The organism is Halomonas sp. ND22Bw, from assembly GCF_003011945.1.
Lineage (GTDB): Bacteria > Pseudomonadota > Gammaproteobacteria > Pseudomonadales > Halomonadaceae > Halomonas > Halomonas halophila.
On record NZ_PXWD01000002.1, the window covers coordinates 347,389 to 361,543 of the forward strand.

General features: G+C 67.0%; 15 protein-coding genes and 2 tRNA genes. 12 read left to right on the plus strand and 5 right to left on the minus strand.

The features are described 5' to 3' along the window. Positions 1 to 19 precede the first annotated feature (19 nt). A complete protein-coding gene (locus CVH10_RS04460; RefSeq protein WP_035597430.1) occupies positions 20 to 1,573 on the plus strand; it encodes a SpoVR family protein in 1,554 nt (517 codons plus the stop codon). Positions 1,574 to 1,807: 234 nt separating this feature from the next. Here the strand turns inward: CVH10_RS04460 and CVH10_RS04465 are convergent, their stop codons facing one another. Continuing rightward, positions 1,808 to 2,122 (minus strand): high-potential iron-sulfur protein, encoded by a 315-nt coding sequence (locus tag CVH10_RS04465; protein WP_035597428.1) that lies wholly within the window; start codon positions 2,120 to 2,122, stop codon positions 1,808 to 1,810. Between the two features lie 228 nt (positions 2,123 to 2,350). Here CVH10_RS04465 and CVH10_RS04470 point away from each other — a divergent pair, with 228 nt between their 5' ends. Further along, positions 2,351 to 2,626, plus strand: coding sequence for an Lrp/AsnC family transcriptional regulator (locus CVH10_RS04470; protein WP_016853663.1), 276 nt, complete (start codon positions 2,351 to 2,353; stop codon positions 2,624 to 2,626). Positions 2,627 to 2,734: 108 nt separating this feature from the next. Next, entirely contained in the window at positions 2,735 to 3,502 is a 768-nt protein-coding gene (locus CVH10_RS04475; protein ID WP_235207466.1) for a DNA/RNA non-specific endonuclease, read from the plus strand. Between the two features lie 185 nt (positions 3,503 to 3,687). Here CVH10_RS04475 and CVH10_RS04480 read toward each other — a convergent pair. Both CVH10_RS04480 and CVH10_RS04485 read right to left on the minus strand, forming a co-directional pair. Then, positions 3,688 to 3,774 (minus strand) — tRNA-Leu (locus tag CVH10_RS04480). Positions 3,775 to 3,841: 67 nt separating this feature from the next. Beyond that, positions 3,842 to 3,928, minus strand: a tRNA-Leu gene (locus CVH10_RS04485). A 232-nt stretch (positions 3,929 to 4,160) separates the two neighbouring features. Here CVH10_RS04485 and rnr point away from each other — a divergent pair. From rnr to CVH10_RS04530, 9 genes are all read left to right on the plus strand, one after another. Further along, positions 4,161 to 6,545, plus strand: coding sequence for a ribonuclease R (gene rnr / locus CVH10_RS04490; protein ID WP_106487927.1), 2,385 nt, complete (start codon positions 4,161 to 4,163; stop codon positions 6,543 to 6,545). Between the two features lie 37 nt (positions 6,546 to 6,582). Further along, positions 6,583 to 7,380: a 23S rRNA (guanosine(2251)-2'-O)-methyltransferase RlmB gene (gene rlmB / locus CVH10_RS04495; RefSeq protein ID WP_106487928.1), complete on the plus strand. Its 798-nt coding sequence runs from the start codon at positions 6,583 to 6,585 to the stop codon at positions 7,378 to 7,380. A gap of 197 nt (positions 7,381 to 7,577) precedes the next feature. Further along, positions 7,578 to 7,952 (plus strand): 30S ribosomal protein S6, encoded by a 375-nt coding sequence (gene rpsF, locus CVH10_RS04500; RefSeq protein WP_016853667.1) that lies wholly within the window; start codon positions 7,578 to 7,580, stop codon positions 7,950 to 7,952. A 31-nt stretch (positions 7,953 to 7,983) separates the two neighbouring features. Beyond that, on the plus strand, positions 7,984 to 8,211 hold the full coding sequence (gene rpsR / locus CVH10_RS04505; RefSeq protein ID WP_016853668.1) for a 30S ribosomal protein S18: 228 nt from the start codon (positions 7,984 to 7,986) through the stop codon (positions 8,209 to 8,211). Between the two features lie 12 nt (positions 8,212 to 8,223). Then, positions 8,224 to 9,075 (plus strand): hypothetical protein, encoded by an 852-nt coding sequence (locus tag CVH10_RS04510; RefSeq protein WP_106487929.1) that lies wholly within the window; start codon positions 8,224 to 8,226, stop codon positions 9,073 to 9,075. A gap of 15 nt (positions 9,076 to 9,090) precedes the next feature. Then, a complete protein-coding gene (gene rplI, locus CVH10_RS04515; RefSeq protein ID WP_035596666.1) occupies positions 9,091 to 9,537 on the plus strand; it encodes a 50S ribosomal protein L9 in 447 nt (148 codons plus the stop codon). A gap of 145 nt (positions 9,538 to 9,682) precedes the next feature. Beyond that, on the plus strand, positions 9,683 to 11,071 hold the full coding sequence (gene dnaB, locus CVH10_RS04520) for a replicative DNA helicase (protein WP_035596663.1): 1,389 nt from the start codon (positions 9,683 to 9,685) through the stop codon (positions 11,069 to 11,071). A gap of 67 nt (positions 11,072 to 11,138) precedes the next feature. Then, positions 11,139 to 11,432, plus strand: a complete 294-nt coding sequence (locus tag CVH10_RS04525; protein WP_035596660.1) for a hypothetical protein — start codon at positions 11,139 to 11,141, stop codon at positions 11,430 to 11,432. Positions 11,433 to 11,569: 137 nt separating this feature from the next. Further along, positions 11,570 to 11,872, plus strand: coding sequence for a DUF6482 family protein (locus tag CVH10_RS04530; protein ID WP_035596658.1), 303 nt, complete (start codon positions 11,570 to 11,572; stop codon positions 11,870 to 11,872). 195 nt (positions 11,873 to 12,067) lie between these two features. On the opposite strand, the gene CVH10_RS04535 is transcribed toward CVH10_RS04530, so the two are convergent. Then, a complete protein-coding gene (locus tag CVH10_RS04535; RefSeq protein WP_369335723.1) occupies positions 12,068 to 12,493 on the minus strand; it encodes a thiol-disulfide oxidoreductase DCC family protein in 426 nt (141 codons plus the stop codon). Continuing rightward, complete coding sequence (locus tag CVH10_RS04540) at positions 12,493 to 14,082, minus strand: cryptochrome/photolyase family protein (protein WP_106487930.1); 1,590 nt, start codon at positions 14,080 to 14,082, stop codon at positions 12,493 to 12,495. The genes CVH10_RS04535 and CVH10_RS04540 overlap by 1 nt, the downstream gene beginning before the upstream one ends. Between the last annotated feature and the right edge of the window lie 73 nt (positions 14,083 to 14,155).

Consider the following 14,155-nt stretch of genomic DNA (forward strand, 5'->3'; position numbering starts at 1 on the left):
GCGAGGCCAAGGAGGCAGCATGACCGAACGCAAGCCCATCGCCAGCGGCTCCGACTGGAACTTCGAGGTCCTGGAGCGGTTCGAGACGGAGATCGCCCGGCTGGCCGACGAGTATCGGCTGGACACCTATCCCAATCAGATCGAGATCATCACCACCGAGCAGATGATGGACGCCTACGCCAGCGTGGGCATGCCGGTGGGCTATCATCACTGGTCCTTCGGCAAGCAGTTCCTGGCCGTGGAGCAGGCCTACCGGCGTGGCCAGATGGGACTGGCCTACGAGCTGGTCATCAACTCCGATCCCTGCATCGCCTACCTGATGGAGGAGAACACCCTGATGATGCAGGTGCTGGTGATGGCCCACGCCTGCTACGGCCACAACTCCTTCTTCAAGGGCAACTACCTGTTCCGCACCTGGACCGACGCCGGTTCCATCGTCGATTACCTGCTGTTCGCCCGGCGCTACCTCGCCGAGTGCGAGGAGCGACACGGCGTGACCGCGGTCGAGCAGCTGCTCGACGCCTGCCATGCCCTGCAGAACTACGGCGTCGACCGCTACAAGCGGCCCTCGCCGATCTCCGCCGAGGAGGAGGCCCGGCGCCAGCAGGAGCGCTCCGACTACCTGCAGGCCCAGGTCAACACCCTGTGGAGCACCATTCCCGGGCGGCCGAGCGAGGAGGGGCATCAGGAGGGCGGCGATGCGGAGGATCCGCTCGGCCTGCACGCCGGCGGGCGCTACCCTCCCGAGCCCCAGGAGAACCTGCTCTACTTCATCGAGAAGAATGCGCCGCTGCTGGCGCCCTGGCAGCGGGAGGTGGTGCGCATCGTGCGCAAGCTCGCCCAGTACTTCTATCCCCAGCGCCAGACCCAGGTGATGAACGAGGGCTGGGCGACCTTCTGGCACTACACCCTGATGAATCGCCTCTACGACGACGGCCTGGTGGACGAGGGGCTGATCCTGGAGTTCCTGCAGTCCCATACCTCGGTGGTCCATCAGCCGGCCTTCGACAGCCCCCACTACAGCGGCATCAATCCCTACGCCCTGGGCTTCGCCATGTTCACCGACCTGCGGCGGATCTGTGAGCACCCCACCGACGAGGATCGGCGCTGGTTCCCCGAGATCGCCGGCAGCGACTGGCTCGAGACGCTGCACTTCGCCATGCGCAACTTCAAGGACGAGTCCTTCATCCAGCAGTACCTCTCGCCCAAGGTGATTCGCGATCTGAAGCTGTTCATGGTGCTCGACGACGACCGTGACGAGATGCTCGAGGTCACCGCCATCCATGACGACCGTGGCTATCAGCGCATCCGTGATGGCCTGGCCGTGCAGTATGCGCTCTCGGTGCGCGAGCCCAACATCCAGGTCTGGTCGGCGGACATCCGCGGCGACCGCTCGCTGACGCTGCGCCACGTGCAGGACAACCGTCGCCCGCTGGCGCGCAGCGTCTATCCGGTGATGCGCCACCTGCACCAGCTGTGGGGGTTCCCGGTGAAACTCGAGTCTCTGGAGGACGACGAGGTGGTGCGTCGCTATCACTGGCCGCTGCCGGAGGACGAGCAGAAGGACGCCTGAGGCAGGTCCGAACCCGGCTCACGTGATCCGGCCCGCCCCCTCGAGGCGGGCCGCTGGTGCTTGGGATGGGCCGGTTGGAGGCGAGATGGGCGGTGGTCAGGCCTGGGCGGTCCACTGAGGCAGGTCCGAACCCGGCTCACGTGATCCGGCCCGCCTCCTCGAGGCGGGCCGCTGGTGCTTGGGATGGGCCGCTGGTGCTTGGGATGGGCCGGTTGGAGGCGAGATGGGCGGTGGTCAGGCCTGGGCGGTCCAGGACTGGCACCAGCCGCCCGGGGCGACGCTGTTCTGCGGGAACAGCTGGCAGCCCTGGGTATCGGCCTGGTAGAACATGCAGTTGGCGCAGGTCTCGCCTTCGGCGTAGGCCGGATGATCGCTGGCGTCGGCGGCGATCTCGACGTAGTTCAGGGCCTTGGCCTGGTCGCTCTCGGGGTCCAGCGGTGGCAGATCCTGGGCGAAGCTGCGCGTCGACAGCACGCCGATACCCAGTGGCAGGGCGGCGAGGCCCAGCAGGCTGTGGCGCATGAAGTCGCGACGGCTGGGGTTGGCCATGAGGGTTCCTCCTGAGGGTCACGGTTGATGTCACGCTCGGCGGCCGGTGAGCCGGCTCTTGGCGTCTCGTTCCCGCCTGTGGCGCGCGTGCGGCAGGCGGGATCGGCTCATTCAGCGTAGCCGAGCCCGGGAAGGGCGACGAGCGCTCGGGAAGTGCCGGGGCCCCCGTCGGGCGAGGACGCTGTTATACTCGCCGCCGTGAACCCGCTATTCGAGGGAGATTGCCCCATGCAGAATGCCGTCATCCTGATCAATACCGAGAAGGGGCAGGTCAAGTCCGTGGCCGAGCGTCTGGCCGAGGTGGAAGGCATCAGCGAGGTCTTCTCCACCTGCGGGCGCTACGACCTGGTCGCCATCGCCCGGACCCGCGACTTCGAGGGGCTGGCGGAGCTGGTGACCGGGCGTCTCAACGACGTCGAGGGCATCCGCGAGACCGAGACCCTCAATGCCCTGCAGGTGCACTCGCGCCACGATCTCGAGACCATGTTCGCGCTGGGCTGGTAAGGCCCGCCGGTGCTGCAACGCCTCCTTCGCCTGCCTTCATGGCGCGGCTCGCTGCGCCGCCTGGGCATCGCCGCGCTGTTCGCGGCGGTGGGCAGCGGGCTGTGGTACATGGAAGAACGCGAGGTGCGCGAGCGCCTCAGCTGGATGGGCGTGCCGACCTGGGAGCGGCTGACGCCGCTGAGCGTTCATCGCGTGCTGCGCAACGACGGCTTCCTGGTGGGCTGGTCGGACGTGCGGGTCAGCCCGCTGTGGGCCAGCTACGTGCTGTACGCCGATCGCGTGGCGGAGGTCGGCGATCGCCCGGGATTCCGTCGCGACTGGCGAACGCTCTGGCCCGTCACCCCGGACAGCTATCTGCGTAGCGGCTATGACCGCGGCCATCTGGCGCCGAACTACGCCATCGCCCGGGTGCATGGTCCGTCCGCCCAGCATGATACCTTCCTGATGAGCAACATGGCGCCTCAGCGGCCGGATCTGAACCGCCGGCTCTGGCAGCGCCTGGAAGAAGTCGTGATCGACCGCTTCGTGCCGCAGTATGGCACCCTGCAGGTCATTACCGGGCCGATCTTCGCGTCGGAGTTCACCCAGGGCATGTTGAATCGGGTCGGCCTGGTGGAGGTGCCCGTGGCCTTCTACAAGATCCTGGTGGTGCCGGGGGAGCATCCTCGTGCGCTGGCCTTCGTGATGCCGCAGGGCGTGCGTGGCGACGAGCCGCTGGATCGCTTCGTGGTCAGCATCGATCGCATCGAGACGCTGACCGGGCTGGATTTCTTCCCGGATCTCCCGGAAGCCGTCGAGCGCGAGCTGGAAGGGCGGGTGGATACCCGAGGCTGGGGACTCGAGGCGGTCGCCGATCTGCCGGGACGCTTCGACTGAGCGAGGCGAGCCGTCATCGATGGCGCAGCAGGGGAGCGGGCAGGGAGGATGAGTGCATCGTCGGTTTCCGGCGCCAGAAACGCAAAAAACCGCAACGTGTGCGGCCGGAGATATAAGACGATATAGCGATGTGGGGGATCGAGGATATGTCCTCGAAGTACGGCTCTTGTCTGCATAACGCGAAATGGTGCCCAGGAGAGGACTTGAACCTCCACGTCCGTAAGGACACTAGCACCTGAAGCTAGCGCGTCTACCAATTCCGCCACCTGGGCGAAACACGAGCGAATCGAGCTTTTAAAGAGCGTGATACCTGACGATGCTGCTGACAGTGTATCGAATTGGTGCCCAGAAGAGGACTTGAACCTCCACGTCCGTAAGGACACTAGCACCTGAAGCTAGCGCGTCTACCAATTCCGCCATCTGGGCAAGTGGCGCGTATATTACCGTAAATTTTCGGTGATGCAACCCCTCGTGTGTCGGCAGGTGGCTTTTTTTGCGTCTCCGGTCCCTTTATCGGCCGGCACATGGTTGGGTGCGCCCTTGCGCAACGCTATACTGCCGCCATGACAAGAGACCCATATTGCATCACTGCATGCCCGCGGCGCGTGAGCGCCACCCTCCTTACGTCGTCCCCGACCCTGCCAAGGATGCTCTCCGCATGAATCACTGGACGCTCAGCGACGATCTGCACGCCAGCCGCGAGGCCCACAAGTACGACAAGCCGGCGCCCAGCCGCGAATACCTGCTGGCGCGGCTCGAGGAATACGGCAAGCCGATCACCCACGAGGCCATGAGCGAGATGCTGGGCCTCGAGGACGAGGATCTGCAGGAGGCCGTGCGCCGTCGCCTGTCGGCCATGGAGCGCGACGGCCAGGTGCTGCGCAATCGCCGCGGCGCCTATGCGCTGATCGACAAGCTCGACCTGATCAAGGGCCGGGTACTCGGCCACCGCGACGGCATCGGCTTCCTGCTGCGCGATGACGGCAAGAAGCCCGACCTGGTGCTGCCGCCGCGCCAGATGCGCCGCGTGTTCCATAACGACCACGTGCTGGTGCGCATCAGCGGCCGCGACCGCCGCGGCCGCGACGAGGCCACCATCGTCGAGGTGCTGGCGCGCAATACCCAGAACATCGTCGGCGTCTATCGCGAGAACACCCCCGAGTTCGGCGTGCTGATTCCCGAGAATCCGCGCATCGCCCAGGAAATCATCATTCCGCATAACGCCAACGGCGGCGCCCGCGACGGCCAGGTGATCTCGGCCGACATCGTCAAGCAGCCGGCCACCCGCGTGCAGCCGGTGGGCCATGTCACCGAGGTGATGGGCGAGCGGATGGATCCGGGGATGGAGATCGACATCGCCATCCGCAGCTACGAGATCCCGTCCGAGTTTCCGCCGGAGGTGCAGGACCAGATCGCCGGCATGTCCGCCGAGGTGGCCGAGGACGACAAGGCGCACCGCGTCGACCTGCGCCACCTGCCGCTGGTGACCATCGACGACGAGTCCGCCCGCGACTTCGACGACGCCGTCTGCGCCTGGCAGACCAAGTCCGGCAGCTGGAAGCTGCTGGTGGCCATCGCCGACGTCTCCCACTACGTGCGTCCTGGCAGCCCGTTGGATCAGGAGGCGATCAGCCGCGGCAACTCGGTGTATTTCCCGGGGCAGGTCGTGCCGATGCTGCCGGAGCTGCTGTCCAACGGCCTGTGCTCGCTGAACCCGGACGTCGACCGCCTGGCGATGGTCTGTGAGATGAACATCTCCCAGAAGGGCGCCATCAGCCGCTATCGTTTCTACGAGGCGGTGTTCCGTTCCCACGCGCGCCTGACCTACAACAAGGTCGCCTCGATCCTCGACGACGAGGACGAGCAGGGCGACGCGCTGCGTGAGCAGTACAGCGAGCTGGTCAAGCCGCTGAACGACCTGCACTCCCTCTACAAGGTGCTGCGCGGTGCCCGCGACGAGCGCGGCGCCATCGACTTCGAGACCACCGAGACGGCGATCGTCTTCAACGACGAGCGCAAGATCGAGAAGATCGTGCCGCGTTCGCGCAACGACGCGCACAAGATCATCGAGGAGTGCATGCTGGCGGCCAACGTTGCCACCGCGCGCTTCCTCGACAAGCACGACCTGCCGGCGCTGTATCGCATCCACGAGCGGCCCTCGCCGGAGCGTCTCGACAAGCTGCGGCTGTTCCTCAACGAGCTGGGTCTGTCGCTGCCCGGTGGCGACGAGCCCACGCCCCAGGACTACCAGACCCTGGCCGAGACCATCCGCGGCCGCGAGGACGCCGACATCATCCAGACGGTGATGCTGCGCTCCATGAGCCAGGCGGTCTACTCGCCCCAGAACGAGGGGCACTTCGGCCTGGCCTATCCGGCCTATGCCCACTTCACCTCGCCGATCCGTCGCTACCCCGACCTGCTCGTGCACCGGGCGATCCGCTCGGTGATCCGCGGGCCGCGCCAGACCGCGACCGTGCTGCGCGAGGAGGGCGCACCGGTGGAGCCGCCGAGCAAGTGGTGCCCCTATACCTTCGAGCAGATGCTCGAACTGGGCGAGCACTGCTCGATGACCGAGCGCCGCGCCGATGACGCCACCCGCGACGTCGAGAGCTGGCTGAAGTGCGAGTTCATGTCCGACAAGCTCGGCGAGGTCTACAGCGGCACCATCGCCTCGGTGACTCAGTTCGGCATCTTCGTGCGCCTCGACGAGTTCTTCGTCGAGGGCCTGGTGCACGTCACCTCGCTGCCCTCCGACTACTATCACTACGAGGCCGAGAAGCATCGCCTCAAGGGCGAGCGCAGCGGCATGAGCTATCGCCTCGGCGACGGCGTTTCGGTGCAGGTGGCACGGGTCGACCTGGACGATCGCAAGATCGACTTCGAGCTGGCCGACGACCAGCCCAGGCCGCAGCGCAAGTCGCGCAAGCGCGGAGGCTCGCAGGGCAAGGGTAGTGGTCAGGGCGGCGCCCAGGGCCAGTCCTCGGGCGACGGCGAGAAGAGCGGCGGCAACAAGCGTCGCCGCCGCGGTCCGCGTCGTCGCTGAGGTCGATGCCGGGATGTCGAGAAAAACCGAGATGTCGATGAAAGCGAAGAACAAGCCCGCGCCGCGCCGCGGGCCCAAGATGCCGAACGGCCTGGATGCCGTCTACGGCGTGCACGCGGTGCGGGCGCTGCTCGATCGGGGAGAAGCCCCGCGCGAGGTGTGGCTGCAGGAAGGGGAGGCCGGTGGCCGTCTCGCCGAGCTGGTCGATCAGGCTCGGGTACGCGGCGCCCGGGTCAGTGCCCATCCCCGCGACGACCTGGATCGCCTCGCCCAGGGGGCCGCCCATCAAGGCATCGTGGCCTTCTGCCCGCCGCTGGCCTTCGAGGCCGAAGCCGCGCTGTGGCATCGCCTACAGGGCTGGTCGAACGCCGAGGCGCCGCTGCTGCTGGTGCTCGACGGGGTGACCGACGTGCACAACTTCGGCGCCTGCCTGCGCAGCGCCGACGCCGCCGGTGCCCACGGCGTGGTGGTGCCCAAGGACAAGTCGGCGCCGCTCAACGCCACGGTGCGCAAGGTGGCCTGTGGCGCCGCCGAGAGCGTGCCGGTCTATCAGGTCACCAACCTGGCTCGTGCGCTGGGCAAGCTCAAGGCGCTCGGCGTGTGGATCACCGGCACCGCCGGCGAGGCCGAGGCGAGTCTGTTCGAGGCCGATCTGGCCGGGCCCACGGCGCTGGTGATGGGCGCCGAGGGCAAGGGCATGCGCCGGCTGACCCGCGAGGCCTGCGACCAGCTGGTCAAGCTGCCCATGGCCGGCAGCGTCTCGAGCCTCAACGTTTCGGTGGCAACCGGCATCGGCCTGTTCGAGGCGGTCCGGCAAAGAAGCTTGAAGCCATAAGCTTAAGCTGGAAGAGGACCCTTGCCCCCATGTCTGAGGGGCATGCTGGCTTCGCGCTTGCGCACCTGGCGCGCACTCTTTAGAATACTGGCGCCCGTTCGTCCGACGAACGGGCATCGTGTATTTCGATAATCACCTCCTTGCTTCCCCTGGGGCCTCACGCCTCTCTGGAAGCTGCCAAACCGCAAGGAGAACCCATGCGTCATTACGAAGTCGTGTTCATGGTCCACCCGGACCAGAGCGAGCAGGTTCCGGCGATGGTCGAGCGCTACACCAGCATCGTCACCGAGAACGGCGGTACCGTGCATCGCCTCGAAGATTGGGGTCGCCGTCACCTGGCCTACCCGATCAACAAGATCCACAAGGCTCACTACGTGCTGATGAACGTCGAGTGCCGCGGCGAGACTCTCGAGGAAATCGAGAACATCTTCCGCTTCAACGACGCCATCATCCGCAGCCTGGTCGTGCGCTGCAAGGAAGCCGTCACCGAGGCTTCCCCGATGATGAAGCCGGCGGAAGAGAAGCGCGCCCGTCGTGACGAGAAGCCGTCGCGTCCCGCCCAGTCCGCCTAAGCCACACATCGCACGCTAAGGAGTCTTTCCCATGGCACGCTTTTTCCGTCGCCGCAAGTTCTGCCGTTTCACCGCTGAAGGCGTGAAGCAGATCGATTACAAGGATCTGGACACCCTCAAGGCCTACATCACCGAGACCGGCAAGATCGTTCCCAGCCGCATCACCGGGACCAAGGCCCGTTACCAGCGTCAGCTGTCCACCGCCATCAAGCGGGCTCGCTACCTGGCGCTGCTGCCCTACACCGATAGCCACCAGTAAGACACTAGCGTGATGCTGCCCGTCGCCCGCTGGATAATGCGCGGTACGCCCCAGGCAGTCGCCGGGGCGGCCGCGGCCACACTGGTCCCCTGGCTGTTCTGGCTGGGCGCGGCGATCGCCGGCCTGGTCACACTGCGCCGCGGCCTGGCACCGGCGCTCCCGGTGATCGTCGCCGCCGCCGTGCCGGCGGGCTGGTGGTGGACCCGGGGTGACGTCATCCCGCTGGCCTGCATCCTGCTGGTCACGCTGATGGCGGTGGTGCTGCGCTCGCGCCTGCGCTGGAGCGAGACGCTGATCGTCGGCGCCCTCGCCGGGGCGGCGATGATCCAGCTGGGCATCTTCGTGCCGCCGGGCGGCACCGGGCCCCTGCTGGAGCAGCTGCGCCAGGGCTCGCCGGAGTTCGCCTCGATGCTCGACGAGCTCTCGCGCCAGGGGCTCGAGACCGAACGCCTGGCCGAGATGCTGATCGGCGGCGTCACCGGGCTGATCGTGCTGCTGGCCTCGGTGGCCTGCCTGGCCCTGGCCAGGAGCTGGCAGGCGGGGCTCTACAACCCCGGCGGCTTTCGCGAGGAGTTCCAGGCCCTGCGCCTGGTGCCCCGCGAGCTGCTGGTGCTGATGGCGTTTCTCGTCATCGGCACGGTGCTGGTGCTGCCCGGCCTCGGCCTGATGCTCTGGGTGCCGTTGCTGGTGGCCGGCATCGCGCTGGTGCACGGTGTTATCGGATTGAAGGGAATGAACGGGCTGTGGCTGGTCGCCTTCTATGTGCTGCTGATCACCACCTGGCCCATGATTCTCATCGTGCTGCTTGCGGCCCTGATCGACGCGTTCGCGGATATTCGCGGACGACTCGGCCGCAGCGACTGACAAGAGGTTTACGAGATGGAAGTCATTCTGCTCGACAAGATTGGCAAGCTGGGCGGTCTGGGTGACCAGGTCACCGTCAAGCCCGGTTATGGCCGCAACTACCTGGTGCCCTACGGCCTCGCCGTGCCGGCCACCAAGGACAACATCGAAGCCTTCGAGGCCCAGCGTGCCGAGCTCGAAGCTCAGGCCGCCGAGCGCAAGGCCGAAGCCGAAGCCCGCGCCGAACAGCTCAACGACATCGAGCTGTCCCTGGTCGCCAAGGCCGGCGATGAAGGCAAGCTGTTCGGTTCCATCGGTCCGCGCGACCTGGCCGACGCCATCTCCTCTGCCGGCATCGAGGTAGAGAAGAGCGAAGTCCGCATGCCGGAAGGTCCGATCCGTCAGACCGGCGAATACGACATCGCGCTGCACCTGCACGCCGAAGTCGACGCCACCGTGCGCGTGGTGGTCGTGGCCGAATAAGCCCGACTCCCCCGCGGACGCCAGGGGCGCGAGGAGAAATCCTCGCGCCCTTTTTTGCTTGCCCGTGCCACGTTATCCCGGCTGGGGCGTCAGGCGTCCTTCGAGGTAGAATGTGCCGGCCCATGTTGCGGAGGTGCCCGCCCCAATGAACGAATCCCTCGAGCTCGATCAGGAAACCGCGGCGCTGAAGGTGCCGCCTCACTCGCTGGAGGCCGAGCAGTCGGTGCTCGGCGGACTGATGCTCGACAACCAGGCCTGGGACAGCGTGGCCGACCGGCTGGTGGCCAACGACTTCTATCGCTACGAGCATCGCCTGATCTTCAACGTCATGGCGACGCTGGCCGAGGAGGCGCGGCCGCTGGACGTGGTGACCCTGTCCGAGGCGCTGGAGGGGCGTGATCAGCTCGAGACCGTGGGCGGCCTGGCCACCCTGGCGGAGCTGGCACGCAATACGCCGTCGGCCAGCAACATCCGCGCCTATGCCGACATCGTTCGCGAGCGGGCCACCCTGCGCAAGCTGATCCATGCCGCCAACCAGGTCGCCGAGAGCGCCTTCGCCCCCCAGGGGCGGCCCGCCGACGAGCTGGTCAACGAGGCCGAGCGTCTGGTCTTCCAGATCAGCGAGGAGCGGCCCAAGGAGGGTGGCCCGGTCGGCATGAGCGACCTGCTGGCCAAGGCGGTGGATCGCATCGACGAGATGTTCAACATGCAGGGCGAGATGACCGGCCTGTCGACCGGCTTCCGCGACCTGGACGACATGACCTCCGGTCTGCAGCCTTCGGACCTGGTGATCGTGGCCGGGCGCCCGTCCATGGGCAAGACCACCTTCGCCATGAACCTGGTCGAGCATGCGGTGATCTCCAGCGACAAGCCGGTGGTGGTGTTCTCGATGGAGATGCCGGGCGAAGCGATCATGCTGCGGATGCTCTCGTCGCTGGGGCGCATCGACCAGACCCGGGTGCGGACGGGTCAGCTCGAGGACGAGGACTGGCCGCGCCTGACCTCGGCGGTGAACCTGCTCAAGGACAAGCAGCTGTTCATCGACGACACCGCGGCGCTGTCGCCCAACGAGATGCGCTCGCGGGTGCGCCGGATCGTGCGTGAGCACGGCAACCTGGCGATGATCATGATCGATTACCTGCAGCTGATGCAGGTACCGGGTTTCTCCGAGAACCGCACCGGCGAGATCTCGGAGATCTCGCGCTCGCTCAAGGGTCTGGCGAAGGAATTCGGCTGCCCGGTGGTGGCGCTGTCGCAGCTCAACCGCTCGCTGGAGCAGCGTCCCAACAAGCGCCCGGTGATGTCGGACCTGCGCGAGTCGGGCGCCATCGAGCAGGACGCCGACCTGATCGGCTTCGTCTATCGCGATGAGGTCTACAATCCGGATAACCCCGACAACCAGGGGCTGGCCGAATTCATCATCGGCAAGCAGCGTAACGGGCCGATCGGCACGGTGCACATGGCGTTCATCGGCAAGTACACCCGCTTCGAGGATCTGGCGCCGGACAGCTATGGCGACACCTTCGGCGAGTGACCCCCTTGAGCGGGGCAGCCGGCGCCGTATAATCCCCACCCCTCGAACAGCACACTGGAGAAGCACCATGGCAGGCGGATTTCAGCGCGGTAATCGGCGGCGCACCCCGAAGCTCGAGGCGCGCGGCGAATTGCAGTCCGTGGAACGCGAAGGGCCGTTCAAGGAGTGGCTGGGCATGCCGGATCTCTATCGCTACCAGCTGGTGGTGGACGGCGAGGACTACAGCTATCAGACCGAGGACTCGGAGCTGCCGGTCGCGGTCGGCGATCGCGTGGTGTTCCGCTACAAGGAGACCAAGGCCGGCAAGTGGGTCGACCGCAACTCCCTGGGCAAGGCGATCGATCCCGCCGACTACCAGTAACCGCCTTCGGCGGCTTCCCGCCGGGAACCCCGGTGCCCTCCATCGGTCTCAGGGCGATACGGTGCCGTCATCGTCGTGTCATCCGACAGGACGAGACTGTATCAGCATTCATCCTGAGATATCCCGATGGAGGGATCATGGACTTCAATGACCTCAAGGCCTTCGTGGCCCAGCACGACAACTTCGAGATCCGCGTGATCAGCCATGCCGGCAGCCGCGTCTACCAGGTCGAACTGGAAGACATCGAGGGCCAGCGCCACCTGCTGACCCAGCGCGGCAAGCCGATGCTGTTCCGCGCCCTCGACGACGTCTACCTCGAGCTCAAGCGCGCCGGCATCCACCGTGCCTATCTGGTGCAGTACGTGGCGCACGACGAGATGATCGGTCGCGACGCGAACTACCACGACGCGCTCAGCTCTCGCATGCCGCTGGTGTTCTAGCCTGCGAGCCGCGCCTTTCCTCGATCACCATTCACCGACCTCCGGCATCGCGCCGGCCCACCGACCTGCCACCGTACGCCTCAGCGCGCTCCCCGACCCGACTGGTGGCATGTTTTCCCCCGAGTCTTCCGGCCTTTCCGGCCAGCCCGGTTTCCGTCGCGTTCTCGCCATGCCCGATGGCGTCGCCCCCATCGCTCAGCGATCCGAGCGCCCCGTCCAGGCCTGCCAGCGCTGCCCCAGCCCGACCCGGTAGCGGGCGAAGACGGCATAGCCGCGATCGACGCCCCACGCCAGGCCCGGCAGCATCGACAGCGCCACCAGGCGACGATAGCCCAGCACCGCGTAGAGCGCCCGGCTGGCGTCCATGCCGACGAACCAGGTGCCGTCGGCGTCGCGCAGGTGAAGGCGGCCCATCATGACCTCGAACGAACGCCCCCATTCGTTGGCGACGTCGGTCGTCTGGATGTCGACCAACCTGACCCGCTCGCGACGCGGGTGGCGCGCCAGCCAGGCGACTTCACGCTGGCAGAAGGGGCAGTGGCCGTCGTGGAAGAGTGTCACCGGCGAGGCGGCGTGACGAGGCGAGGGGGCGCGACGTGTCGAGCGCGGGCGGGGCATCATCAGGGGGCTCCGTGGTCGGTGGCGTCGTGATAGCCGGCGCGGTGCTCGCCTCGACCGTAGGCCGGCTCGGTTTCGAGCCCGGCGAGGAAGGCCTCGGCCTGGTCGCGCATCGCCGCCCGCTTGTCGTCCGACATGCGGTCCAGCGAGCCGTAGATCAGTTTCATGCGGTGGTTGCCCGACAGCGCCTCGCGGTGGGTCTCGAGGAAGCGCCAGTAGAGGCTGTTGAGCGGGCAGGCGTTGTCGCCGACGACCCGTTTGGGATCGAAGCGGCAGTGCCGGCAGTGGTCCGACATGCGATCGATGTACTTGCCCGAGGCGCAGTAGGGCTTGGAGCCCATCAGCCCGCCGTCGCCGTGCAGCACCATGCCCAGGGTGTTGGGCAGTTCCACCCACTCGCAGGCGTCGGCGTAGACCGCCAGGTACCAGTCGCACAGCGCGTCCGGCGCCACGTCGCACAGCAGCGCGACGTTGCCGGTGACCATCAGCCGCTGGATGTGGTGGGCGTAGGCGTTGTCGCGGGTCATCTCGATGGCACGCTTCAGGCAGCGCAGTTCGGTGTCGCCGGTCCAGTAGCAGGCCGGCAGCCCGCGGTTCGCCCCCAGGGCGTTGGCACGCTTGTAGTCGGGCATGCGCGTCCAGTAGAGGCCGCGCACGTATTCCCGCCAGCCCAGTATCTGGCGAATGAAGCCCTCCGCCGCGTTGAGCGGCGCGCGGCCCTGGCGATACTCGCGCTCGGCGCCCTCGCACAGCTCCCGTGGCGAGAGCAGGCCGAGGTTCAGTGCCGCCGACAGCCGCGAGTGGAACAGGAAGGGCTCGCTGTCGCTGATGGCGTCCTGGTAGCGGCCGAAGTCGGACAGCAGTTCGGCGAGGAAGTGGCGCAGGTCGGCCAGGGCCTGGCGCCGGGTCACCGGCCAGTGAAAGCCCGCGAGGTCACCGAAGTGGTCGCCGAAGTGTTCTCCCACCAGCGTCATGACCTCGCGGGTCACGTCATCGCGGCGATGGCGGGGCGGGGCGGGCACCTCGATCCCCTCGGGCAGTGGCTCGCGGTTGTCGTGGTCGTAGTTCCAGCTCCCGCCGGCGGGCGCGTCGTCCTCCATCAGCAGACCGGTGCGGCGACGCATCTCGCGGTAGAAGTACTCCAGGCGCGGTGACTTGCGTCCCTGCTCCCAGGCGGCGAAGTCGTCGGGGGTGGTGTAGAAGCGATCGTCCTCGATCAGCCGCCAGGGCAGGGCGTTGCCCTGGCGTTCGCGCATGGCCTGCCACAGCCGCCACTCGCCCGGGCGCACCGCGCGGATCTCGTCGCAGCCGTACAGGCGTGCCAGTCGCTCGGCCTCGTCGAGCAGCGTCTGGGCGTTGTCGGGGTCGTCCAGGGCGCTGTAGTGGACGCGGTGGCCGCGGTCGCGCAGGTCGGCGGCGAAGTGACGCATGGCGGCCAGAATCAGGGCGATCTTCTGGGGGTGGTGGGGCACATAGCGGCCTTCCTCGGCGACCTCGCACAGGGCGATGACGGCCTCGGGCGGCGCCTCGCGAAGGCTCGCCAGATCGACATCGAGCTGGTCGCCGAGCACCAGGATCAGCGGACGGGACATGGTTCACCAGAGATTGTACAAATCGAACCGATAGTATAACGATATTTCGCCCGAACGCCCGCGATGGTAGGCT